Origin of the sequence: Fibrobacter sp. UWB5, assembly GCF_002210295.1 — a bacterium.
GTDB lineage: Bacteria > Fibrobacterota > Fibrobacteria > Fibrobacterales > Fibrobacteraceae > Fibrobacter.
Map to the genome: position 1 here is coordinate 284,180 of NZ_MWQH01000002.1, position 21,885 is coordinate 306,064.

Below are 21,885 nucleotides of genomic sequence, written 5' to 3' on the forward strand. Positions count from 1 at the left end.
CACTTGGGACGGAGTCCCTTAGTGGCTGTTATCCACTTTGTGGAGAAGAACCATAGGTTCGGAGTCGAAGGATCTAATGATTTTTAATTAGATTTCATAAAAAAGAGGTTTAATATGCAAATACTTTTCTTGTTGGCTGATGGTTTCGAAGAAACCGAATTCGTGACTCCTTTCGACTACCTGCAGCGGGCGGGTTTTGAGGTCGCTTTGGCATCTGTTTCGGGCAACACCGAAGTGGTGGGGGCCCATGGCCTTGCGATTGCGACGGATTTTGCTCTCTCGGGTGCTGATTCGACTGCTTTTGATGGCGTCCTTTTGCCGGGTGGCGGTCCGGGCGTCAAGAATTTGAAAGCCTCTGCCGAAGTGGAAAAAGTCATCCACGAATTTAACGACAAAGGTAAGTGGATTTTTGCGATTTGCGCGGCTCCGCTGGTGCTCAGCAAGGCGGGAATCCTTGCCGATAAGACTGCGACCTGTTTCCCGGGCTGCGAAAGTGAACTTGTCTGTAAAAAGTTCGTCGAAGACCGCGTGGTCGTAGACGGGAACATCGTCACGAGCCGTGGCGCAGGCTCTGCCGAAGAATTTGCTTTTGAATGCATAGCGCAGCTTGGCGGCCGCGAACTTACGGAAAAAATCCGCAAGCAGGTCGTGGCACGATAGATTGCCGCTAACCTACAGAATGTTCGAGCTTGAGTGTCAGTAACTGACGGGCTTCCGTGGCGAATTCGCCCGGGAGCTCTTTAAATACATCTTTGCAGAATCCGCCCACCATCGCTTGGATGGCGTCTTCGCGCTTGATGCCGCGGCTTTCGAAATAGAAAAGCTGGTCTTCGCTGATGCGGCTGGTGGTGGCTTCGTGTTCGGTGGTGGAACTGGCGTTTGCTACCGTGATGTATGGGAACGTGTGGGCAGCGCTCTTGTCGCCCACGAGCATGCTGTCGCACTGGGTGTAGTTGCGGGCACCCGTGGCCGACTTGTGAATGTTCACTTCGCCGCGGTAGGCGTTGCTAGAATAGTCGGCGCTGATACCCTTGCTGATAATCGTGCTCTTGGTGTTCTTGCCGATGTGGATCATCTTGGTGCCGGTGTCAGCCTGCATGTGCCCGTTGGTGAGGGCCACGCTGTAGAATTCTCCGACGGAATTGTCGCCCAGCAGCACGCAGCTCGGATACTTCCATGTGATGGCAGAGCCCGTTTCGACCTGCGTCCAGCTGATGCGGCTGTTCTTGCCGGCACACTTGCCACGTTTGGTGACGAAGTTGTACACGCCGCCGGCTCCCGTTTCACGGTCGCCCGCGTACCAGTTTTGCACGGTGGAATACTTAATCGAAGCGTTGTCCTTGGCCACCAGTTCCACGATGGCACTGTGCAACTGCTTGCTGCTGAATTCCGGCGCGGTGCAGCCTTCGAGGTAGCTTACGCTGGCGCCTTCATCAGCGATGATCAAGGTGCGTTCAAACTGGCCTGCTTCCTTGTTGTTAATGCGGAAGTAGGTGGAAAGATCCATGGGGCACTTGACTCCAGGCGGAATGTAGACGAAGCTTCCGTCGCCAAAGACGGCGCTATTGAGGGCTGCAAAATAGTTGTCGCCTGCAGGCACCACCGAGCCCAGGTATTCCTCGATGAGTTCGGGGTATTCCTTGATGGCGTCGCTGATGGAGCAGAACAGAATGCCCATCTCCATGAGCTTGCGCTTGTGGCTGGTGTAGATGCTCACCGAGTCAAAGACTGCGTCCACGGCCACGTTGGCCAGTCGCTTCTGTTCGTCCAGCGGGATGCCGAGCTTTTCGAAGGTGGCCAGGAGTTCCGGGTCAACATCTTCAATCTTTTCGTGGCTCTTCTTAGTCTTCGGGGCGGAGTAGTAGACAATGTCTTGCAGGTCCACCGGATTGAAACTCAGTTCGCCCCAGTTCGGCTGCTCCATGGTCTTGAGCTTTTCATACGCTTTTAGTCGGAAATCGAGCATGAACTGCGGTTCACCGCGGAGCTTGGACGCCCTGCGGATAACATCTTCGTTCAGACCTTTCTCGAAGGCCTCGTTTTCGATATCCGTTACAAAACCGTATTTATAGTTTTCGCTCATTTTACACCTTTTTGCGGGCGTAAAGATAGTAAAAGGGGGACGATGCGTCCACTGTACTAGTGCAAATTGCCATAACGAAGACTCCCTACACGCAATTCAGCGAAAATTGAATGCTGAAAATGACAATTTTTGTCAGTATTTTATAGGTATATTTGTTTGCGTAAAAGAGAGGTAAATTATGAATCGCTTTAGCATTGCAAATAACAACATTCTGTTTTCCACGCTTCTGATGCTTGCCCCGGCCGTATTTGGAGTCATGTTCTACGGTTCCGGCAGCGTTGTCGCATCGGTATCGGCCGCGATTGCCTATTTGAGCCTAGTCATCGGCGAAAGGCTAGATGGCAAATCGTGCTGATTTTTGTAGGTTTGTCTATACAAACTGCAAAAAGAAGGACGAGAACAAATGAAAAGAGTGTTGTTGGGTCTAGCGTCGTTGCTTGCGGCATCCACTTCGTTTGGTTTTGAAACCTGGCTTGGAGCGAATCAGCATAGTTCTGTCGATACGCAACTCGGAAATGCTACCGAAACAGAAGGCCGCTGGTACGTTATGAGTGATTCCATAGCCGATGGAAAATCAAGTGTTATCTGGCCTGCAGAATTAGGAAACGAGTATAGCCCCACAGATGTGACGCCGATACTAGAACGTTGTAATGGTCTATGCGGAACCGCCATGCTAGAAAAAGGGTTTGAATATCCGTATATGACGGTTGCCTTCAATGTCGTGGGACAAACATCCGATACGGATACGACTTCGGCTCCGGGAGATGCTTCTGATTGGGGTGGCCTTTGTATTACTTATCGCTCGACCGCGAGAACGGCTCTTCAGTTAGGTCTTGGTGATAAAGTTGACTATGACATGGAATATGGGAATCCGTATGTGACGCTCCCTGTAACAAATAAAGATACCAGCCTGCAGTTCAAGTGGAGCGATTTTAAGCAACCGACTTGGTTGTCTATTCGTGCTTTGCTTATTAGTGGTGAAAAAGCCGCAAAGCAGCTTGTTTCGGTTCAATTTAGAATGCAAGATCGTGTCGGCGCCTATGATTTTAACATTTGCGCAATTGGTCCCTATAATGGAGGTTGCCCTGAACGCTGTTCTGAAATCGTTTCGCAGCGATGGCTTTCTCATGATAGCATCTCAATTTCTGATATCCCTGATCAGCCCTATACGGGGGACTCTATTTGCCCAGAGGTCGTGATTACGGATCACCATAAATTTGGCTCGAAAAATGCTGAAGATCGACTGGTTTTGGGTTCCGATTATACCGTCAAATGTGAAAACAATGTTAATGTTGGTACGGCCCGTATGACCATATTCGCAAACAATAAGGGTTATTACGGTGTTGCCGTCAAGAATTTCAAAATCGTAGTTGATGAACAGCACTATGGAGCACTTACGGTTTATAAAGACCAATATGGGCCTTGGGCTGTTATTGATGGGGAATACAAAGACAAAGATACGGTTAAAGTTGAAAAAGATATTGAGGTTAACTCTGTCCGCCTCGATCGCGAATTTACGCCCGATGCCTATTCGACAATTGTGCTGCCTTTCGCCATCAGTACCAATAATATAGTTGGACTTTCGAAGGTTTTGGCTTTTAATGGAGTTTCGCAGGAACAGGAAACATCTCCGAAAAAAGTGGAAATGACGGAACTCTGGTCGGATAACTCCGGTCTCAAGTCCTTCACGTTGAAGGCGAATACACCGTATATTATTCAGACGTCCCGGGCAGATCTTACGTTCAAAGGCTCTGTTACAATTGTAAAGACTGGAAATTCCAATTCCAGCTATGTGGGCCCATGGGAATTCCGTGGCATGTATTCGTATAAGGTCTGGGACGAAGACGACCCGGAACGCGCTGTGGCTTATGGCTTTGCGGCTGCCGAAGAAGGTGAATGCAAAGTCGGTGACTTTGTAAAAGTTGGCGCAGGTGCTTACATCAATCCGATGCGTGCTTACATGATTTACAGCGGCGATGTTCCGGCACCTTTAAAGCCTGCCATGATTGAATCCTTGCCCGAAACCATGGATGTCGTGGTGGTTGACGAATCGGGCGAACAGACGACCGTTATCGGCACACTCGATACGCGTACGGGTGTAATCCGCATGAGTCGTGACCATCGAGTGTTTGATCTAAATGGTCGCAATGTGAAGGGTAAGCCCGAGGCCAAGGGGGCTTACTATGGCAAAAAAACGAAGTTTTAATAAAAGGAAGATTGAATATGGAAAATAAGAAAGAATATCGTGCGCCTGAAATGAAGGAAATTCTTCTCAAGCCGCAAGAATCCTTGTTGCAGATCAGCTATGGTGGACAGCTTAGCATGCTTGACGAATCGTCTAAGCAAGATGTCTAAGATGTTGCGTGGCGAAAGTCTTTAAAAAGAAGCCCCGGATGAAAATCCGGGGCTATCTTAATGCCTTTTAAAAAGGGGACGGGTCGATTAGCGCCTACGTTCGGCCATCTCTTTCTTCAGGATGTCCATGACAGCGCCCAGGTCTGCCGGGGCCTTGAACACGGGGTTCGCGAACTTGGAGCAGATATTTTCGAGCTTCTTTTCGTGGTAGCCGACCTTGAATTCGGTGAACTTGAGGCCGTGTGCCGTGCTGATGACGACCACATTTTCTTCCTTGTCAATCTTGCCTGCGGCCACGAGCTTTTCGAGGGCGCCGAGAGCCACGCCAGTGTGCGGGCAGCAGTAGAGACCGATACGGTCGCCGCGGTGGGCGGCGTTAGCGAGTTCTTCTTCGGTAACGCTCACGACCATGCCGTTGGTCTTCTGGATGGCGCGTACGGCTTTCGGATAGCTGACCGGGTTACCGATCTGGATGGCAGAGGCGAGAGTCTTCTTGGCCTGCATCGGAACGAGCTTGTCGAAGCCGCGTTCGTAAGCCTGGAAGAACGGGTTGGCGTTTTCGGCCTGAGCCACGATAATGCGAGGAATGCGGTCAATAAGGCCCATGGCCTTGCAGTCTTCGAAACCCTTGGCCAGAGCGCTCACGTTACCCAGGTTTCCGCCCGGGATAATCACGGTGTCGGGTACCTTCCAGCCCATTTCCTGGCAGATTTCCGGAGAAATCGTCTTCTGGCCTTCGACGCGGAGGCTGTTCATGGAGTTGGCGAGGTAAATGCGGTTGTCGGCAGTGACCTGCTGGACAATCTTCATGCAACCGTCAAAGTCGGTGTCGAGGGCGAGCACGATGCTGCCGTTAGAAATCGGCTGGATCAGCTGGGCAACGCTGGTCTTGCCGGCGGGCAGGAACACGATGCTCGGGATACCGGCCTTGGCGCAGTAGGCGCTCAATGCGGCGGAGGTGTCACCGGTAGAAGCGCAAGCCACGGCATCGATTTCGTGGATTTTCTTCTTGATGATGTGGTTCACCTGGCTCACGAGAACCGTCATGCCCAGGTCCTTGAAAGAACCCGTGTGAGAGTTACCGCAAAGCTTGACCTTGAGGCTTTTGATGCCCATTTCCTTGGCGAGCGGAGCGGCGTCAAACAGCGGGCTCCAGCCTTCGCGCATGGTCACGATGTCTTCGAGAGGCATGTCGGGGAGCACCATTTCGCGCTTGCTCCAGATGCCGCTCATGTCGGCCGGTTCAAAGCTCATGCGGCGTTCGGCAAAGAGCTTCTTCCATTCGTCGGGGCTCTTGCTGGCAAGGGCTGCGCGGTCGTGTTCGACTTCGAGCAGGCTACCGTCCACCTTGCTGCGGTAAATGACGTCGGTCAGCGGGTAAGTATCGTCCCCGTTGATGTTCCTAAAATGGGCGTTGAATTGAGACATAATATCCTCTAGTTTTTTCGGGGGTAAATATAGGAAAAATACGCGGTTATTTGTAGCCTAATTTGCTATATTCTCCACGGAATTACAGACTAGACTCGGAGTACTGAGTGAAGAAAACATTGTTTAATAATTTGAAAACGACACAATTGATTGTGGTGACGTTGCTGTGCTCTATGGCGTTGACGTCCTGCTTGTTTGATTCTGACGATAATGGCTTGGAATCTTGGCTCTCTGACCGCGGCCTTCCGAATAGCTACCAAGTGCAAACTTTGACCATCGATAACATCAAGCCGTCTTCGGTCGAGGTGAATTTCGATATGCGTCCCAAGTCCGCCGATGTGAATGCTGTGCTTGGTCATGTTTCGAACCTCACGCATGACTTGGTTTTTGATTTGGCCTATTCGGATACGAGTTTCATGAAGAAAATGAGCAAGTCCGATACCGCGGGTGCGTTCCTCATTCTTTCGTGGCTTAAGCCGTTCTACAATGCAAAGCAGTATCCCAGCGATTCCCTGCCGTTCGACGACGAAGTCGAAGTGACGGTAAGCTGGAAACTTGAAACGAACAACAAGGATTCTTACAAGTCGTATTTCAACAAGATTACCAAGATCGCTGATTCGACTTGGTACAAGGAACTGACGGAATGGGAGAGCGATGGCTCTGCCGATACCGTGGTCAACATGAAGCGCGTGAAAAACGATACGACGACCGCAGTTCGTCTTGACCTTCCGTCTGCCTTGGTAAAACAACTCAAGAAGGTGAAGGGCTCCGCTCATTTGCAGTTGCGCCTTTCTGCCCCTAACGCACCTCGTCTTTACCGCTTCTATGGAGACGCCTCTTCCACTTATCCGCCGTCTCTGGTGCTCTATTCCGATTCTACAACCTACATGAAGCCGACTCCGAATCCGTTCCGTATGGCCAATATCGTGAAAAACGAAGAAGAATGCCCGGAATGCGCCATTCTTCATGGCGGTGGAGTTTTTGATTCCCTGGTGGTGGAAATTCCGTCCGAACCTATCCTTGAGGCCCTGTCCGAATTCTATGGCGATGAATTCCCGTTCACCAAGGGCGACAGTAACGATGTCCGCCAGACGGTGATTCATGCACAAATCACGATGGCCCGCGATGACTCCAAGGGAAACAACGAACTGGGACTTCCGATCCAGATCGTGGCCGGCTCTTATGTCGACAGTGCCGACATGCGTTATCTGGATACCGCCGACCTCCGCTACCGCCGTATGGAAAGGTACCGCCTCGATACCGCGGTAATCTTGAGCGAGGGCCACCAGAACCTGGTGTTCCATGATGGCGATTCCTTGACACTTCAGCTTTCGTATGGTTTCCGCGATTTCCTCAATAAGGCAAGCGATGGCCGTAGCATGAAGTTCAGCATGCGTATTGGCTGGCCGTTCTTGCAAGAAAAGATGACTGTTTACAGGGACACGATCATTACCAAAAAGACGAAGGTGGTGTCCGCTAAAGGCGATACGACTTATAAAACCAAGAACGATACTCTTTACAAGTACTTCGGTTATTTTGACTATGCCCGCTACGATTTCTCGACGGCAATGGAGAATCCGATGACCGTCAAACTCTGGCTTGCATCCAAGCGGGAGGATGAAAAATGAAAAAGTTTTTGCTTGCGTTAGGTGTTTTTTCGGGTTTTGCTTTTTCTTCGATGATCGGTTTGGATGCCTTGGGCGAAGAAAACGTCATGGGCGGTACCGCTTCGGCTGCAGGCCGTGGCTTTGCCGGTAACGCCAAGACGGGTGATGCCGAAGGTCTTTCTGTGGTGAACCCGGCTCGCTTGGCTTTCGATGCGAAGGTGGTCTTTAACCTGAACTTCTCGATGGAGCTTGATGGTGCCCGCAATGGTGGCGAACATTACGCCTATTCCAGCTTGTCGATGCCGTCTTTCAACCTTTCGTTCCCCATGGGTTCGTTCGGTGCGATGGGTCTTTCGTTGTGGCAGCATTATGCCGCGTCTTTTGAAGACGAATACAAGAACAAGGAAACCCATGCGAACGCAAAGCTGGAATACAAGGGGAGCGTCTATGAACTCGTTCCGACTTACGCCGTCCGCTTGCCGTTCTTCCGTTCGCTTTCTTTGGGCGCGTCCGCTCACGTCGTGATGGGAAATAACTCCAGAAACCTGACTCTTGGCGCCAACAATGAGGGTATCGACAAGAGCGATTCCTGGGCGACAGGCGACTACATTCTTTCGGACTATGTTGAAGGCGCCTGGGAAATCAAGGACCATCCGGCATACTACACGGGAGCTCTCCAGTATCGTGGCAAAAACGCCTCTTACTTCTTCTCGTTTACGACGGGCTATACTCTGCTGAACACGCTGGACTACAACTTTAGATTCACCGAATTGGATACGCTGGAATCCTCCCGTGTTAAGCGCGAAATCGATGTGCCCGCCATGCTTGCGACCGGTATCAACTACCGTTTGGCAAAGCGCCACAATGTCATGATGGACTTGACCTGGCGCGTGTGGGACAAGGATATCGAAAACATTGCGGGCGGTTGGAATATGCCCGAGGTGACAGAAACCCAGACGGACTTTATGGTTTCGCTCGGTTACCAGTTTGACGGCAGCCCGCTGTTCTATGAATCTTACTGGAACCGTATCAACTACCGTGCAGGTGCCTGGTACAGAAACTGGTATATCAAGGATGTTTTTGAAGTGGGTGGCTCGATTGGCGGCGGATTCCCGCTGGGTCGCAAGGGGACTACAATCGATGTCGCTTTCCAGGGGGGCAAGCGCTTCTCCGATGTCAAGTCGGAATGGGAAGAAATGTTCGTCGGCCTGCGAATCGGTTTGACCGGTATCGCGACCTGGGGACAGGAGCGTAGGTAGGATTTTTAATGAAGGAGGCCTAGTATGGCTATAAAAAAAGAGACTGAAACAAAATCCAAGGTTAAGACTGCAAAGTCCACGACTCTCAAGGCGATGAAAGACGCCGAAGAAAAGGCCGTGAAGGCTGTGGCCAAGGTGAAGAAGGCTGCCGCAACGAAGGTCTCCAAGATCTCCGACGAAGTCAAGAAGGTAACCGCCAAGAAGACGACTACGGCCAAGACGACTGCCAAGACCGCTGCAACCAAGGCTGCAGAAAAACCGGCTGCCAAGACAACTGCTGCTAAAACCGCTGTTAAGGCTGCTGCAACGAAGGCCGCCGCTGTCAAAACGGCTGTGAAGACGGCTGCAAAAACCGCAGTCAAAAAGGTGGCTTCGAAGACCGCTACAAAGGCCAAGGCGTCCGAAAAGGAAGTCGCCAAGCTCGCACAGTCTTTCGATGCCGAATACCTGGTACTCATGCAGAAGGACCCGAACTGGATGCATGCCTTCTGGGAAGTATCTGAAAACAGAATTAATGAAGCAAAGCACGGTAAGGGGAAAATCGTTCTTCGCCTGTTCGACATTGCTGACGACCTTACGGTGCAGCGCGGCAAGAAGCGCAAGTTCCGCGATGTCGAAGTTCCGGCAAATGCCCGTAGCTGGTATGTCGAAAACACCGCCGGCAAGTCCTGCGTCGCCGTTCTCGGCGCCGTGTCCGGCAAGAATTTCAAGCCCATCGTGGAATCGGCTCCGGTCATGACTTTTGACAAGTCCGCTGCCGCTCCTGCCGCAGACGATGCCTTTGCCAAGGCATCTCTTGGTGGCAATACCCTCGGCAACTTCATGAGTTCCGGATTCTCGAGCCAGACGGCTGAATCCTGGCTCAAGAGCCTGGGCGGAAACTTCGGTAGTTCTTCTGAATCCATGTTCTCCGGTGCTCTTTCTAGCGCTGCCTTGCAGTCCAACAACATCGAAGTCGCCAAGGATTCCGTGAACTACGGTAAGGATTTCTTCCTCTGGGTCAAGACCCGCTTGATCGTTTACGGCGGAACCCGTCCGGACGCTCACCTCCAGGTGCGCGGTGAACCGTTCCCGCTGAACCCGGATGGCACCTTCAGCTTTGAAGAAGACCTGCCGGATTCTACGAAGATCATTCCGGTGTTTGCGACCGACAAGGATGGCGATTTCCCGACCACGATCGTTCCGATTGTCGTAAAGCGCACGGAGTAATCCGTTTTAATGGGAGCTCCCGGAAAAATCATTTTCCTGATGCACGCACATTTACCTTTTGTGCGGCATCCGGAATATAAACGCTTTTTCGAAGAGAACTGGCTGTTCGAGGCTATTGCCGAAACGTACCTGCCTTTGGTGCAGGCTATGCGCCGTCTCCTGGAAAAGGGTGTTCCCGGGACGCTTAACTTGAGCGTTTCGCCCCCGCTTATCGAAATGCTTTCGGACGAAAGCTTGCTCAATAAGTTTTCGGAGCATTTGAAACACCAGCTCAAGCTGATTGAAAAAGAAGTGGCCCGCAATGCGGGTACGGACTTAGAAACTCTTTCGCATTTTTACCTTTCGCGCCAGCACACGCTAATTGACTTGTGGGAAAACCGCATCCATCGCAATCTGCTGGCAGAATTCCTGGAACTTGAAAAAGCGGGCAAACTGAACTTGCTCACTTGCGTGGGCACGCACCCGTTCTTGCCGGCCTACCAGAGCGATCCGGCCTCTATCCGCATGCAGCTCGATGTGACGGTGCGGGCGTTCGAGCGTGCTTTCGGCCGTAAGCCCATGGGCGTGTGGCTCCCGGAATGCGGCTACTTTCCGGGACTCGACAAGTACCTCGCCGAATTCGGCCTGCATTATTTCTTCCTGGAAACCCACGGTGTATTGCTTGCTTCGCCCACGCCCAAGTACGGCGTGTTCACGCCGCTGCGTACCACGCAGGGGCTTTATTGCATGGGCCGCGAACAGAAAAGTTCCATGGAAGTCTGGAGCCGCCGTACAGGTTATCCGGGCCATCCCGAGTACCGCGAATTCTTTACCGATATTTCGAAAAACCGCCCGCGCGATTATTTGGGCGAATACTTCTTTGCCGGCGATACGCCCATTGATTCTGGATTCAAGTACAACCGCATTACCGGTGGCGAACACAAAGAAATTTACCGCCCGTGGAACGCGATGAAACTCGCCGAAGACCATGCGCGACTTTTCGTGGTGAACCGCGAAGCGACCATTTCAGAATTGCTGGTGAACATGGAAGGCCATAAGGCCGCCATGCTTTGCCCCTACGACGCGGAACTCTTTGGACACTGGTGGTTCGAAGGCCCGATTTTCCTTGAAGAGATGCTGATGCGCGCCGCGTCATCGTCGGTGATTGAATTTGCAGGCGCAGACCAGGTGATGACCTGTTCTGCAGACCCCGATGCCCATGAACCGGCGTTTTCAAGCTGGGGTGAAGGCGGCTTCGGTTCCGTTTGGATTAACGGAGAAACGGACAAGTATTACCCGCAATCTTACCGCATGCGCGCCATGATCGATCACTTGATGTCTATTCGTGAAAAGATGGGCGCTCAGTCGCCCCGCGGAAAGTTGCTTGCTCGCTATATTAAGCAAATGGAGCGAGAACTCATGTTGTTCCAGGCTTCGGACTGGGCATTCATGATCCATAACCATTCGGCAGAGGGGTATGCCCGCCGCCGTTTAGACGACCATTATAAAAATGGTCATGATTTGTTTGCGGAAGCCTGCAAGGCCATTTTGCGTAATACCGATAAGCCGGCTGCCAGTTCCATTTTGCCGAAACTCGAAGAAACCAACAATATCTTCAGCTGGCTTTAATAAACAATTATAAAGTCTTTCAGCTTGCCGCTATTGCCGATTCTAAAGCGGTAAACGCCCGGAACCAGAAGCGATTTGACTTCGCGTTCGTCAATGCAATGGGTGCTGGTGCTGTACTTGATTCTGGTAATCAGGTTGCCGCGGCGGTTACGGATTTCAATGTAATCCTTGTTGTGGGGGAGCGGCGTAAAGCAAAGGGAGCCCTCTCGCCAAGGCGTGGGGTAGGCGCGCATGGTGGAATCCTTGAATACGGTAGGAACCGGATCGTCTTCGAAGAAGCGGCTGAATACCCAAAGGGTAGAATCGGGTGAGCCCTTGCCGAAGAATTCGGTCTTGGCGGAATCAATGCTGTTCGTTGTCGGCAAGAAACGTATGGTGTAAGAGTCTGAATAGATGGCGACGGCGGAGGCTCTGCCCTTGAACTTGGACATGTCGGGAGATCCGTTGGATTTGTAATCGTAGGCGACGTAGTCCAGCGTCGGTGCTTCAAAAGATTTGGACTGCACTTCTGTCTTGAATTCAGGCCATCTCGACTGGTCATTTACAATCATGAACGAGGAATCGACCAGTTCGCTTCTCTTTCCAGTGAAAGCAAGTCTTGTGGCGAAATCGTGGAACAGGGAATCTGCCGAAAGGTTCTTTTTCTTGGCGACTTGCGTCAACTGGTATTGGAAATTTCTGTTGGGTTCTTTATTGAAATTTTCCCAGATCAACCTGTTCACGTCGTGCCCCACATGGTTATGCAGGTACATGAACAAGATGCCTGCGCCGTAAGGCTTTGAAAGCGTGGTGTAGGGCTTTCCGACATTTTCGGCCATGGAAGAAAGGTTTTCAAAGTAATCGTCGACATCGGGGGCGGCGATTTCTTCGACGCCGGAAGCGGAGGCTTCGAACCAGAAATTCACGGAGGTGTTCAAATAACGGAATTGAATGGCGTGATAAAGTTCGTGAATAGCCGTTACCCGGAGTGCCGCCATAAAGTTCTTGGCGTAGGAGTAGTTGTAAATGGGGTGCGTGAATTCTTCGGTAGCGCGGGAGTAGGGGCAGGTTTTATCGCCAAAGGTAACGGAATCGGTAATCGCGCCACCATTCGGGACATGCTTGAAATCATTCTCGATAAGCAGTACGCTTTCTTCTCCGTCCATCGGAATCGTGAGGCCGAAGCAGAAATAGCAGGGTTCGCTAAAGAAGGAACGGTAATGGCGCAATGTCGACATGTCGATGACTTCGACGGGATAAAGTTCGTCGTGGGTCGGCATTTCGTAGTGGTAGGTCTCGAAATATCCCTTGGGCGTGCGCATCCCCGATTTGTTTATATGGAAGTCCCAGGCGTACTCAAGGGCTTTTTCCAGAGAGTCGATATAGGCCTTGGTCGTTTTGTGGGGACCTTCGAGCGTATAGAAAATTTCGAAGTGCTTGGTCGTGCGGGTGTAAACGCTGTCGTACAAGTTGCTGGCGGTACACGCCGTGCCCGTAGACAGAGCGGCTGTTTTGGGCGCGTTCACCGGCTTGATGGTCTTGTTCCTGTTTTTAAGGTAATCCATCATCTGGGCGGTGCCGCAGACATGGCCTGAATAAGCAAGCGTCGCAAGACTCAAAAAAAGTGCAGTTAGCCAACCCAAATGCTTCATTTACAACCCCCCAAAACTTTTTCTTCCTCCAAAACTTGACGTGCGCGCTCACGAATTTCTTCGGGAACGGTAAGCGCTTTTTGATGGTGGGGCTTGATGCGTGCATCCACCATCAACGGGGCCTCACATGCCCAGTGTTTTTCGCAGACTTGGGCGCGGTAGCCGAAAACGTCCTTCGCCGGGTCTGAACGCGTAAAGGTCAGCCACAAGAAATCGCGAAGATTGCCGCTGTCCAGAGAAGAATCGAGTTCAGAATCGACTATCGAGATCCAGGGGTAATTCTCGCGGAATTCCCAGTGGGCGAGAGCCTCTTCGATTTGTGCCATAAAGGCATCGCGGGTGGTGCTATCGTAGGCGGGACCCTGCAGAACAATCACGCCTGACATCGGGATTTTGGCTGCGGTAATTCCCGGAATCTTGAGCGTCTGCAAATCTTCGGGATTGTGGCGGAGCTTGCGCTTCTTTAGGCCTGCGGCGGCAAGCGTCAGCTTGGAACCATGATTCAGCTTGCTTCCGGTGTAGTCCAGCGTGTCGATGCTCGTGCTCGTTTCGAAATGCAAGTCGCGGCTAAAGTTGATTCGTTCCAGCACATGGCCGAAGAATCCGGCCACATCGTTGACGTCAATTTTACGGCCAGCCTCTTCGTCTTCGGCTGCGGCAATCAAAAGGTACTTGGTCAAGCTCGCCTGATTGAACCCGAGAATCGCGTTTGCTGTTTTCAAAAGTTCAAGAGGTTCGCGGTCTTCGGGCTTGGCAAAGGGCCTAAAGCGTTCGTGGGCAAGCGCCAGGCAAAGCGGGTGCACTCCGGCGTCATCGACGGCGTGGAGCGCCACAAGTCCCGGAATCGATGCCGGAACCATGGGCTTTGTAATCTGGTGGATAAAACTCCCGAACAAGGTGTCTTCTTGCGGCGGGCGCCCTACGACTGTAAAGGGGTAGATGGCGTTCTTCTTGCACAAGACTTTCTTGACTTTCAGGAACGGGAACGGATGCCTATCGGAATAGTAGCCGATGTGGTCTCCGAAGGGACCTTCGGGCTTTAAATCCGGCTGAAGTTCGCCCAGAATGCAAAAGTCCGCATCGCTCGAAACCAGGTAGCCGTCGTGGATAAAGTAACGGAACCGCTTGCCGCCGAGCATGCCAGCGAACAGGAGCTCGCTCAGGTTTTCGGGCATGGGCATCACGGCAGCCACCGTCTGCGCCGGCGTGCCTCCGATAAAGATGCTCACCTTGAGCGGTCTGCCTTCTTCAATGGCCTTTTGGTGGTGTCTGGCGATATCGCGCTTGATTTGGTAATGCAGCCCGCATTCGTCGCTGGCGTATTCGTTGCCAGAAATCTGGATGCGGTACATGCCCACGTTGGTCGTCATGACCGAGGCGTTTTCGGCGGGGCGAGTCGCCACCTGCGGAAGCGTAATAAATGCACCGCCGTCCTCTGGCCAGCAAACGAGCTGCGGCAAGTCCGAGAGCTTGCATTCCTTAAAATCGCGAATGCTTCCGCTCTTTTTCGGGAGCGAATGCAGGCCGGTGCGGGCGGCCCTCAAAAGCTTGGCAGGCGAGGCGTGCTTAAAGAACTCTACCGGATTCGACTTGAAAACTACGGCGGTCTGCGTCCCTTTCAGGGTGTCGCGGAATAAAAAATCAAGCCGCTCTTGCGTGCCGAAGATATTGCAGACGGCCCTAAAGGGGCTTCCCTTGACATGTTCGAATAGAATGGCAGGGCCATTGTTTTCAAAAGCTTGGCGCGCGATTTCGGGCATTTCCAGGTACGGATCCACTTCACGCTGAATGCGCTTGAGCATGCCTGCTCGTTCAAGATCCAGCAGTGCCTGTTCCAAGTTTTTGTACATGGAAATCTCGCTGCTATCCGGCGGTAGCGGATTGGTCGATGGCGTTGAACCCTTGGGTCTGTTTCTTGCTTTCGATAGCGGCGAGGGCATCGCGGGTGTCCTTGCGGCTAGCGATTGCATAAACAATCGAAGCGCTGTCCATTACTTTAGCGAAGGCTTCTTCCGGAAATTCGTTGAATCCCTGGAACGAGAATTCGTCGTAGCAGGCGGTCAAATTGCCTTCGTCCGTAAACATGTGGCTCGCATTAAAACCGCGGAAAGGTCCCTTGTCCAAGCGGACCATGATTTTCCCGTTGTTGATGGCACTGATGCGGCCTGTCCAGCTGATCTTGTGGAAACCGACCATTACCGTGTAACGGACGATTTCGCCAGCTTCGATAGCCTGGGGCAACGTGTAATGAATAACGGGAGATTTTCCGATAGTCACGTTCATGGGCGCGTAGCGCATGGTCTCCAGCATATTTGCCAGAGTATATTCCTGCCATGAAGTTTGACTGTATTGAACCATATCTAATAATTTAGCAAAAGAATTTTCAAATGGAGTGCAGTAAAAAAATAAATTACTCTTTTTATTGCACTTTATTAAAATTCAAAATCGACTGCGCGACGTTCGGTCACGACCTTCTTGACGAAGGAAACGATTGCCAAATGTTCCGGATGGTTCTGGTAAACGTCGAGTGCTGCCTTGGTGTGGAAGGTGGTGTCGAGTGCAATATCGTATTCCACGTCTCCGTTACCCAGTTCGGCCTTGTTGAAGTTCAAACCCGATTCGATGCTCAAGAGTCCAGGAATCTTTCCTGCCAAGGCGTGGAAAGCGTCGACCATCTTCTGGCCGTTTTCTTTTGCGGTAGCACCTTCGGCTTCGCTCTTCAATTTCCAAAAAACAATGTGACGGATCATGCGTTCCTCTTTTGGTTATAAATTTGTTTGTACAGGTCCAATTGCCGCTTAAAGCAATCGTTCCAGCTGAATTTTTCGGCGTAGGTTCGGGCGTTTGCTTTCTTTTGGCTCAAGTCCGAACGGTAAAGTTCTACAATGGCATTTGCCAGGGCTTCGGGAGTGCGTTTTTTCAAAACGACGCCTGCACCGGAGTTCTTCACATGCTCGGCGGCGGCACCGGTGCTTGCGCCAATCTGGGCGTTTCCGCAGGCCATGCTTTCGAGAATCGAAAGGCCGAAGGTTTCCCAGCCCGAAAGGGCGAGTCCCATGTCTACGCTGGCATAGTGCCTTGCCATTTCATCGATCGACGAAATAAAACCGGCGTATTGAATGTGCGAGTGCTTCTGGACAGCTTCTTCCACTTGCGGCAGGTAGGGGCCCGTGCCTGCAAAAACGAGGGCCGGTTCACACCCCAGTTTTTCTGCGATCAGCGGGTAGGCGCCCAGCAAGAGCTCGATTCCCTTTTCTTCGCAAAAACGGTGCGGGAAGAATATGGTGAGGCGTTCCGGCCTTCCGGCTTTCAGTTGCAGAACCAGCTTTTCGTCTCGCTTTTCGGGCGAAAACATCTGGATGTCGCAACCCAGCGGAATCCAGTGCGATTTCGGCAGGTGATTCTTTTCGAGACGCTTCAGGACTTCGTCGCAAGAAACCTGGATGCCGTCGAAATGCTTGAATTCCTGCCTGGCGTACCAGAAGGCGACCTTCTTGGCCAAAATGCCTAGCGTACGGCCAAACTTGTTCGTGACCGGGCGCTGCACGTAGGTGATGGGGAAATCGGCATGCCAGAAACTCAAAAGAATCGCTTCGGGCACCACCTTCTTGGCCACATGGCGCACCATGGTCGGCAAGATATAGGGCGAACCGACTTCGATCACTTGGGGCTTGTATTTTTCGAGCACGGGCCTAATCTGCGAAGGCCTCCACATAAAGCGGTATTCCCACTTGCCCGGGAATCGATACGCTTCCACGTGCTCGATAATGAGCCCCTTGCTCTTCTGCTCGGTATAAGTCCTGGAATCCGGCATTACGAAAACGGACAGGACTTCTTCCTGACTTTCGTAGAAGGCCATTTTCTGCAAATGGTAGCGACGGACGCCGCCGCCGGAAGGACTCCAGAAATTGTTGAAATCGACAATCGTGAACATTATTCGAGCTCGGCTTCTTCTTGCATGCGGTTTGAAGCCGGGTCAATCGAAAGCGTCCCTTGGTAAAGCTGGTTATTGCCGAGGCGCTTGGAATCGACGGTCAGGAACATGTTGCCGCCCTTGGATTCGAGCCAGTAAATGGCGTCGGAATCGCGCAGGTAGGCGCGCGGTCCCACGAGTCCCTTTTCGGAATCGATGAGTTCGCCGCCCAGGAACATCGGAATGTCCAGTGCCTTGTACAGGTCGAGAATGACCGAGGAACGTCTTTCGTGAATATCCGAAAGGTCGGCGTGGTCGGCGACCTTCAAGTGGTCAATGCCGTCAATGACCACGACCAGGTTCCGGTGTTCCCTGATTTCTTCTTTCAGGTTCTGGAGAAGGACGATGTTGTCAAAGCCGTTTTGGTCGTCCCAAATTTCAAGGCGGTTGTTGCGCACGAACGCCATCAGATCGCGAGTCGCTTCCAGAATCTTCTGGTTCACGGCTTCGTCTTCGCTCTGCTTGCGAACGGTCAGCACCGATTCGCCAATGAGCATGGCTACGAGCCTGTCAAAAATCTGGCGGCGGGGCGTTTCGAGGGCGATGTAGATCAGCTTGAGGTTGGGGTTGCTTTGGATCAAGTCCAAGGCGAGGCTCGAAAGGAGCGTGGTCTTGAGACCGAAAGGTTTCGAGGACACATAGAAACAGCCGGACTGGATGCCGTCAATTTCCTGAGTCAGTTTCGGGAAGGTGTTGAGAGCATAGCCGACGCTTACATCGGGCGGGCAACCCATGGCCGTATCGAAGTTTTCCTTGATGTCCTGCAACAGCATGGAACGACGGTGGGTGTGCACGGTGTCGGTTTCCGTTTTTTCGACGAGCGAAAGCAACTGGTCTGCACCGTTTTTGCGAACCACCAGGTCAACCGTTTCTTCTTTCGGGAGAACGATCGATTTGAATTTCAGGTTGAGGCGGTCTGCCATCTTCAGGTATTTCTGAATGCGGTATTCCTGTTCGCGGCGATCCGCTTCGCGCCTGAGGATGACGGTCACCGATTCGGCGCCGCAAGCTTTAAGCTTGTACAAGTGGCTCAGGGTAAGTTCCTGGTACATGGTCGAAACTACGCCCGGAATGCCGGCGAGGTCTGCGGTCAAGGCGTCAAAGAATCCTTCCACGACAATCGGTTTTGTAACGTCGGACTGGATGTTGAACGGAATGTCGCTGGGGCCCGAGGCATAAGAAACGTAGGTGTGTGGACTGTCGTTTTCGTTAATCACTCGTCCGTAAACAGAATGAATCAGACCCTTGGAATTGCGGGCAGGAATCGTAATGCGGGGTTCGTGGTAGGCGTCCAGGTTGTCCAGATAGAAACTGATCTGGTGGCGTTCGATTCCCGACATCATGCAGAAACTTACGAACGGTTCCGGGTCGCCGCTATAATAGCCGATGCCGTAAAGTTGGGCCTGGCCAATGCTCCAGCCGCGAGCGGCCAAGAATTCGGCAGAAGACGGGCTCTTGCAAGCGGCCCAGTGGCAGTAGCGCACAAAGTTTTCGAGAACCTTGGATTTTTCGCCACCGATTTCCTTAATCCACGGGTGTTCTTCTTGCAGGTCGTGTTCCGGCTCGAGATTTCCCAAAAAGTTGACGGCTTCTGCTCGGGCGGCAGGTTCGTCCATGCCGTTAAAACGGCTTCGCATTACAAATTCAACGAGATCGCCCTCGCTTCCGCACTGCAAGCAGCGGTAACGCCAGTAACCTAGGGCGTCATAAAAGAACAAAGACGTTTCTTCGGGAGAATGAAACGGGCAGCATGCAATCAGGTTTCGGCCCCAGCGACTTAAAGGGATTCCCAGCTGTCGCGGATGGGTCTTGGCTCGCATGACAATTCCGGCATGTTCTTGGTCAATAATCATAGGAGTCCTCTTTTATACACTAGAAATCTAGTTATTTCTATTGCGATAGGGTAGTAAATCTTTTTAATTTTTAGGGTATGATTGTCCTTGGAATAGATCCCGGTACCATAACGACCGGATATGCTTTTATCGAGTCGAACGGGCAGAAAGTAAAGGTCCTCGAGTATGGAACCTTGCATGCTCCGGCGAGCCATGCGCTCGAAGACCGTTTGCTGCATATCGTTTCCGGGCTCGAAGAATTGCTGGACAAGTACAAGCCTGAATCTTTCGGGATGGAAGGAATCTTTTTTGCGAAGAATGCCAAGAGCGCCTTGGTGTTGGGGCACATTCGCGGCGCGGTTCTTGTGGCTTGCCGCAAGCGTGGCATGACTTATAGCGAATACAGTCCGCGTGTCGTCAAGCAGGCCGTTACAGGCGATGGCGGTGCATCCAAGGAACAGGTGGCCAACATGATTTTTGCGCGCCTTGGAATCCAGGGCGGGAATCTTCCGCTGGATGCTTCCGATGCTCTCGCGATTGCATGGACTCACGCCAATCCCTCGCCGTTGAACGATGCGGTTTCGAAAGTTCTCGGCAAGAAGAAGGTCGTGCGCAAAAAGAAGGCAACGACCAAGCAGTGGTTAGATTTGATTGAAAAGATGGGAGGGCTTGTCTAGTGGACTCCAAGATTTGTTACGGCCTTCGACTGGTTGACTCCGCTGATTTTGTCAAGGTTGACGGTTATATCGTTGACAAAAATGTTCTCGATGATTACAACAAATTAAAAGAAACTTTTGCGAAGTCCGGTTTCGCGCTCCGCATTGAATCGGCTTACCGCCCGTTTGAACGACAGCTTTCCATTTGGAATCGCAAGGCAAGCGGCGAACTGAAATTGCTTTCCGCCGAAGGACTCCCCATGGAGCGCCCGAGTGATGAAGAAGAATTGATGTATGCGATTTTAACCTGGTCGGCGCTCCCTGGCGCAAGCCGTCACCATTTGGGGACCGATTTAGACGTGGTCGATGGCAATGCATGCCCTGCCGGCTACGAGGTGGAACTTACGCCTGCCGAATGTGACGGCATGTTCCGCCCCTTCCATGAAAAGCTGACCGAACTTGTCGGGGCGGGCGAGTCCTTCGGCTTCGAGCGAGTCTTCGTGCCTGGCCGCGGTAAAATCCAGCCCGAAAAGTGGCACATCGCGCACTTGCCGACCTCGCGCAGGTACCTTGAAAATTTCTCGCTGAAAGAACTCCGCGCCCTCTACGAGAAAACCGATATTGCCTGCAAATCGGCGCTGCTCGACAATCTCGAAGCGCTCGCCGAAAACTATATCTACCCGTATTTCGTGTAGTCCAATTCTAGAGTAGACCATGAACTTCTCGCCTGAATCCCGCGGAATCTTGCGCTTGCCTCTTGCCGACTACGGCCGCTCCACCCTTGGCGCGTCCTTGCGTTACATTCCGTGCTCCGGCAAATGCCGCTTGCTTGTGGTCGCCGGAATTCATGGTGAAGAACCCGAAACCACGTTCTTGCTGAGCCGTGTGCTCCGTGCTTTCGAAAAGCCTTTTGAATCGGTCGCCTTCGTCCTTTGCGCCAATCCCGATGGAGTCACGCTTGGCACCCGCGGAAACGCCAACGGGGTAGACCTCAACCGCAATTTCCCGACCTCTAATTGGAACAAGGAACCCGTAGGTTCCCGCTCCATTCTAGAAGCCCCGCGCGATACGCTTCTCTCGGCTGGTGTTGCTCCCGGAAGTGAACCGGAAACGGCGGCTCTCGTTTCGCTGATTCAACAACTTGCTCCCGCCACAATCCTTTCGATGCATGCGCCTATGGCCTGTGTCGACGCTCCGGAATGCACCGCCATGGTAGATTCATTGTGCGAAGCATTCGGAGTCCCTTGGCATGCCGACATCGGGTATCCGACTCCCGGCAGCCTCGGCACTTGGTGCAAGGAACAAAAAAGTCCAGAGTGTATCACCCTGGAACTTCCGAGAATGTCTTTAGAGGCTTTGTTTGACCGCTACGCCCATTCGTTTGCCGAATGGCTTGAAAACGTCTAGCGGCGTTCCTCGATCTTGTTCTTTTCAGCGTTTTCGATAATCTTTTTACGCTGGACAAGGCCTACCGTAAAGCCGATCACCAGGTAGCTGGAGCAAAGAATCAGCAGGTATTCCAGAATAAACGGAACTTTTTCCGAAATGAACAGGAATCCGCAGATATAGGTAATTACAATAAGGATAGCCTGGCCGATGTTGAACAGCTGGTTCCTGCGCGGCTGGAGCTTGGGCAAGAAGAGCGGGCTCACCATCAAAAGTCCGGTCACAAGCATCACCAGAACGGGGACGAACATCATGGGACTTTCGGAATTTTCGAACAGGCCGTTTGCCTTCAAGTACACGATCAGGATTGCGTTGATTGCACCTGCAAAGGTGGACGGAAGGCCCGAGAAGTGGTGGTGGTAGGTGTCGCTATCGCAGGCGTTGTACTTGGCGAGGCGCATGGCGGCGCAAAGCACGTAAATCGAGAAGGTGACAATCAGGAGCGCACCGTTGGCCTGGAACCATTCCGGAGACAATGTCTTATAGGCAAAGAAAATCGTAAAGGCCGGAGCAAGACCGAAGGCAATCAGGTCGGCAAGGCTGTCGAACTGGGCGCCGAACTCGGAACTTGCATTCACGAGACGGGCGGCAAAGCCATCCAGCTTGTCCAGGAGAACGCTCAAGATAATGAAATAGGCACCGGTGCGAATAGGGTCAGAAGTTGTAAAGGAACTGAATGCGCCGGTCACCCAACAGATGGCAAAAACGCCCAGAAGAAAATTCATGCTGGTAAACGCATTCGGCAAAATAAAACGAGATTTACCCATAGGGGCCTCCACTAAGAAGTATCACGCTAAA

The 21,885-nt window shown here is 52.2% G+C and carries 20 protein-coding genes; 11 read left to right on the forward strand and 9 right to left on the reverse strand.

Annotated features, from left to right (window positions below):
* Positions 1 to 114 precede the first annotated feature (114 nt).
* A complete protein-coding gene (locus B7989_RS05610; RefSeq protein WP_088627576.1) occupies positions 115 to 660 on the forward strand; it encodes a DJ-1 family glyoxalase III in 546 nt (181 codons plus the stop codon).
* Between the two features lie 7 nt (positions 661 to 667).
* Here the strand turns inward: B7989_RS05610 and sufB are convergent, their stop codons facing one another.
* Positions 668 to 2,083, reverse strand: a complete 1,416-nt coding sequence (sufB, locus tag B7989_RS05615; protein WP_088627577.1) for a Fe-S cluster assembly protein SufB — start codon at positions 2,081 to 2,083, stop codon at positions 668 to 670.
* A 178-nt stretch (positions 2,084 to 2,261) separates the two neighbouring features.
* On the opposite strand from sufB, the gene B7989_RS13970 reads away from it, so the two are divergent.
* The 3 genes from B7989_RS13970 to B7989_RS14240 all read left to right on the forward strand — a co-directional run bounded on the left by B7989_RS13970 (position 2,262) and on the right by B7989_RS14240 (position 4,438).
* Complete coding sequence (locus tag B7989_RS13970) at positions 2,262 to 2,438, forward strand: hypothetical protein (RefSeq protein ID WP_158212869.1); 177 nt, start codon at positions 2,262 to 2,264, stop codon at positions 2,436 to 2,438.
* Between the two features lie 63 nt (positions 2,439 to 2,501).
* Entirely contained in the window at positions 2,502 to 4,289 is a 1,788-nt protein-coding gene (locus B7989_RS05620) for a hypothetical protein (RefSeq protein WP_144264976.1), read from the forward strand.
* Between the two features lie 17 nt (positions 4,290 to 4,306).
* The gene (locus tag B7989_RS14240; RefSeq protein WP_255406377.1) at positions 4,307 to 4,438 is read left to right on the forward strand and encodes a hypothetical protein; all 132 of its coding nucleotides are present in this window, start codon (positions 4,307 to 4,309) and stop codon (positions 4,436 to 4,438) included.
* Between the two features lie 87 nt (positions 4,439 to 4,525).
* Here the strand turns inward: B7989_RS14240 and thrC are convergent, their stop codons facing one another.
* Complete coding sequence (gene thrC / locus B7989_RS05625) at positions 4,526 to 5,866, reverse strand: threonine synthase (protein WP_088627579.1); 1,341 nt, start codon at positions 5,864 to 5,866, stop codon at positions 4,526 to 4,528.
* A 131-nt stretch (positions 5,867 to 5,997) separates the two neighbouring features.
* Between thrC and B7989_RS05630 the strand changes: the two genes are divergently transcribed.
* Genes B7989_RS05630 through B7989_RS05645 form a run of 4 tightly spaced genes read left to right on the forward strand, consistent with a single transcriptional unit; the run spans position 5,998 to position 11,549 of the window.
* Positions 5,998 to 7,494: a hypothetical protein gene (locus B7989_RS05630; protein WP_144264977.1), complete on the forward strand. Its 1,497-nt coding sequence runs from the start codon at positions 5,998 to 6,000 to the stop codon at positions 7,492 to 7,494.
* Entirely contained in the window at positions 7,491 to 8,732 is a 1,242-nt protein-coding gene (locus B7989_RS05635; RefSeq protein WP_088627581.1) for a hypothetical protein, read from the forward strand. The genes B7989_RS05630 and B7989_RS05635 overlap by 4 nt, the downstream gene beginning before the upstream one ends.
* A 24-nt stretch (positions 8,733 to 8,756) precedes the next feature.
* On the forward strand, positions 8,757 to 9,941 hold the full coding sequence (locus B7989_RS05640; RefSeq protein WP_088627582.1) for a DUF4912 domain-containing protein: 1,185 nt from the start codon (positions 8,757 to 8,759) through the stop codon (positions 9,939 to 9,941).
* Between the two features lie 39 nt (positions 9,942 to 9,980).
* A complete protein-coding gene (locus tag B7989_RS05645) occupies positions 9,981 to 11,549 on the forward strand; it encodes a glycoside hydrolase family 57 protein (RefSeq protein ID WP_255406378.1) in 1,569 nt (522 codons plus the stop codon).
* Here the strand turns inward: B7989_RS05645 and B7989_RS05650 are convergent.
* From B7989_RS05650 to B7989_RS05675, 6 genes are all read right to left on the reverse strand, one after another.
* Complete coding sequence (locus B7989_RS05650; protein ID WP_088627584.1) at positions 11,546 to 13,180, reverse strand: hypothetical protein; 1,635 nt, start codon at positions 13,178 to 13,180, stop codon at positions 11,546 to 11,548. The two genes, B7989_RS05645 and B7989_RS05650, sit on opposite strands and share 4 nt — an antisense overlap.
* On the reverse strand, positions 13,177 to 15,030 hold the full coding sequence (locus tag B7989_RS05655) for a UbiD family decarboxylase (RefSeq protein WP_088627585.1): 1,854 nt from the start codon (positions 15,028 to 15,030) through the stop codon (positions 13,177 to 13,179). The genes B7989_RS05650 and B7989_RS05655 overlap by 4 nt, the downstream gene beginning before the upstream one ends.
* A 13-nt stretch (positions 15,031 to 15,043) precedes the next feature.
* On the reverse strand, positions 15,044 to 15,538 hold the full coding sequence (locus B7989_RS05660; protein WP_144264978.1) for a hypothetical protein: 495 nt from the start codon (positions 15,536 to 15,538) through the stop codon (positions 15,044 to 15,046).
* 74 nt (positions 15,539 to 15,612) lie between these two features.
* Positions 15,613 to 15,930 carry a Dabb family protein gene (locus B7989_RS05665; RefSeq protein WP_088627587.1) on the reverse strand — a complete coding sequence of 106 codons (318 nt, stop codon included), beginning with the start codon at positions 15,928 to 15,930 and terminating at the stop codon, positions 15,613 to 15,615.
* Positions 15,927 to 17,114: a glycosyltransferase gene (locus B7989_RS05670; protein ID WP_088627588.1), complete on the reverse strand. Its 1,188-nt coding sequence runs from the start codon at positions 17,112 to 17,114 to the stop codon at positions 15,927 to 15,929. The genes B7989_RS05665 and B7989_RS05670 overlap by 4 nt, the downstream gene beginning before the upstream one ends.
* On the reverse strand, positions 17,114 to 19,006 hold the full coding sequence (locus B7989_RS05675; RefSeq protein WP_088627589.1) for a CHC2 zinc finger domain-containing protein: 1,893 nt from the start codon (positions 19,004 to 19,006) through the stop codon (positions 17,114 to 17,116). Before B7989_RS05675 ends, B7989_RS05670 begins: the two co-directional genes overlap by 1 nt.
* Before the next feature lie 77 nt (positions 19,007 to 19,083).
* On the opposite strand from B7989_RS05675, the gene ruvC reads away from it, so the two are divergent.
* The 3 genes from ruvC to mpaA are packed head-to-tail and all read left to right on the forward strand — an operon-like array spanning position 19,084 to position 21,048.
* Complete coding sequence (gene ruvC, locus B7989_RS05680) at positions 19,084 to 19,662, forward strand: crossover junction endodeoxyribonuclease RuvC (RefSeq protein WP_088627590.1); 579 nt, start codon at positions 19,084 to 19,086, stop codon at positions 19,660 to 19,662.
* Complete coding sequence (locus tag B7989_RS05685; RefSeq protein WP_088627591.1) at positions 19,662 to 20,336, forward strand: M15 family metallopeptidase; 675 nt, start codon at positions 19,662 to 19,664, stop codon at positions 20,334 to 20,336. Before ruvC ends, B7989_RS05685 begins: the two co-directional genes overlap by 1 nt.
* A 19-nt stretch (positions 20,337 to 20,355) precedes the next feature.
* Entirely contained in the window at positions 20,356 to 21,048 is a 693-nt protein-coding gene (gene mpaA, locus B7989_RS05690; RefSeq protein WP_088627592.1) for a murein tripeptide amidase MpaA, read from the forward strand.
* Here the strand turns inward: mpaA and B7989_RS05695 are convergent.
* Positions 21,045 to 21,854, reverse strand: a complete 810-nt coding sequence (locus B7989_RS05695) for a phosphatidylcholine/phosphatidylserine synthase (protein ID WP_073320640.1) — start codon at positions 21,852 to 21,854, stop codon at positions 21,045 to 21,047. The two genes, mpaA and B7989_RS05695, sit on opposite strands and share 4 nt — an antisense overlap.
* Positions 21,855 to 21,885: the final 31 nt, after the last annotated feature.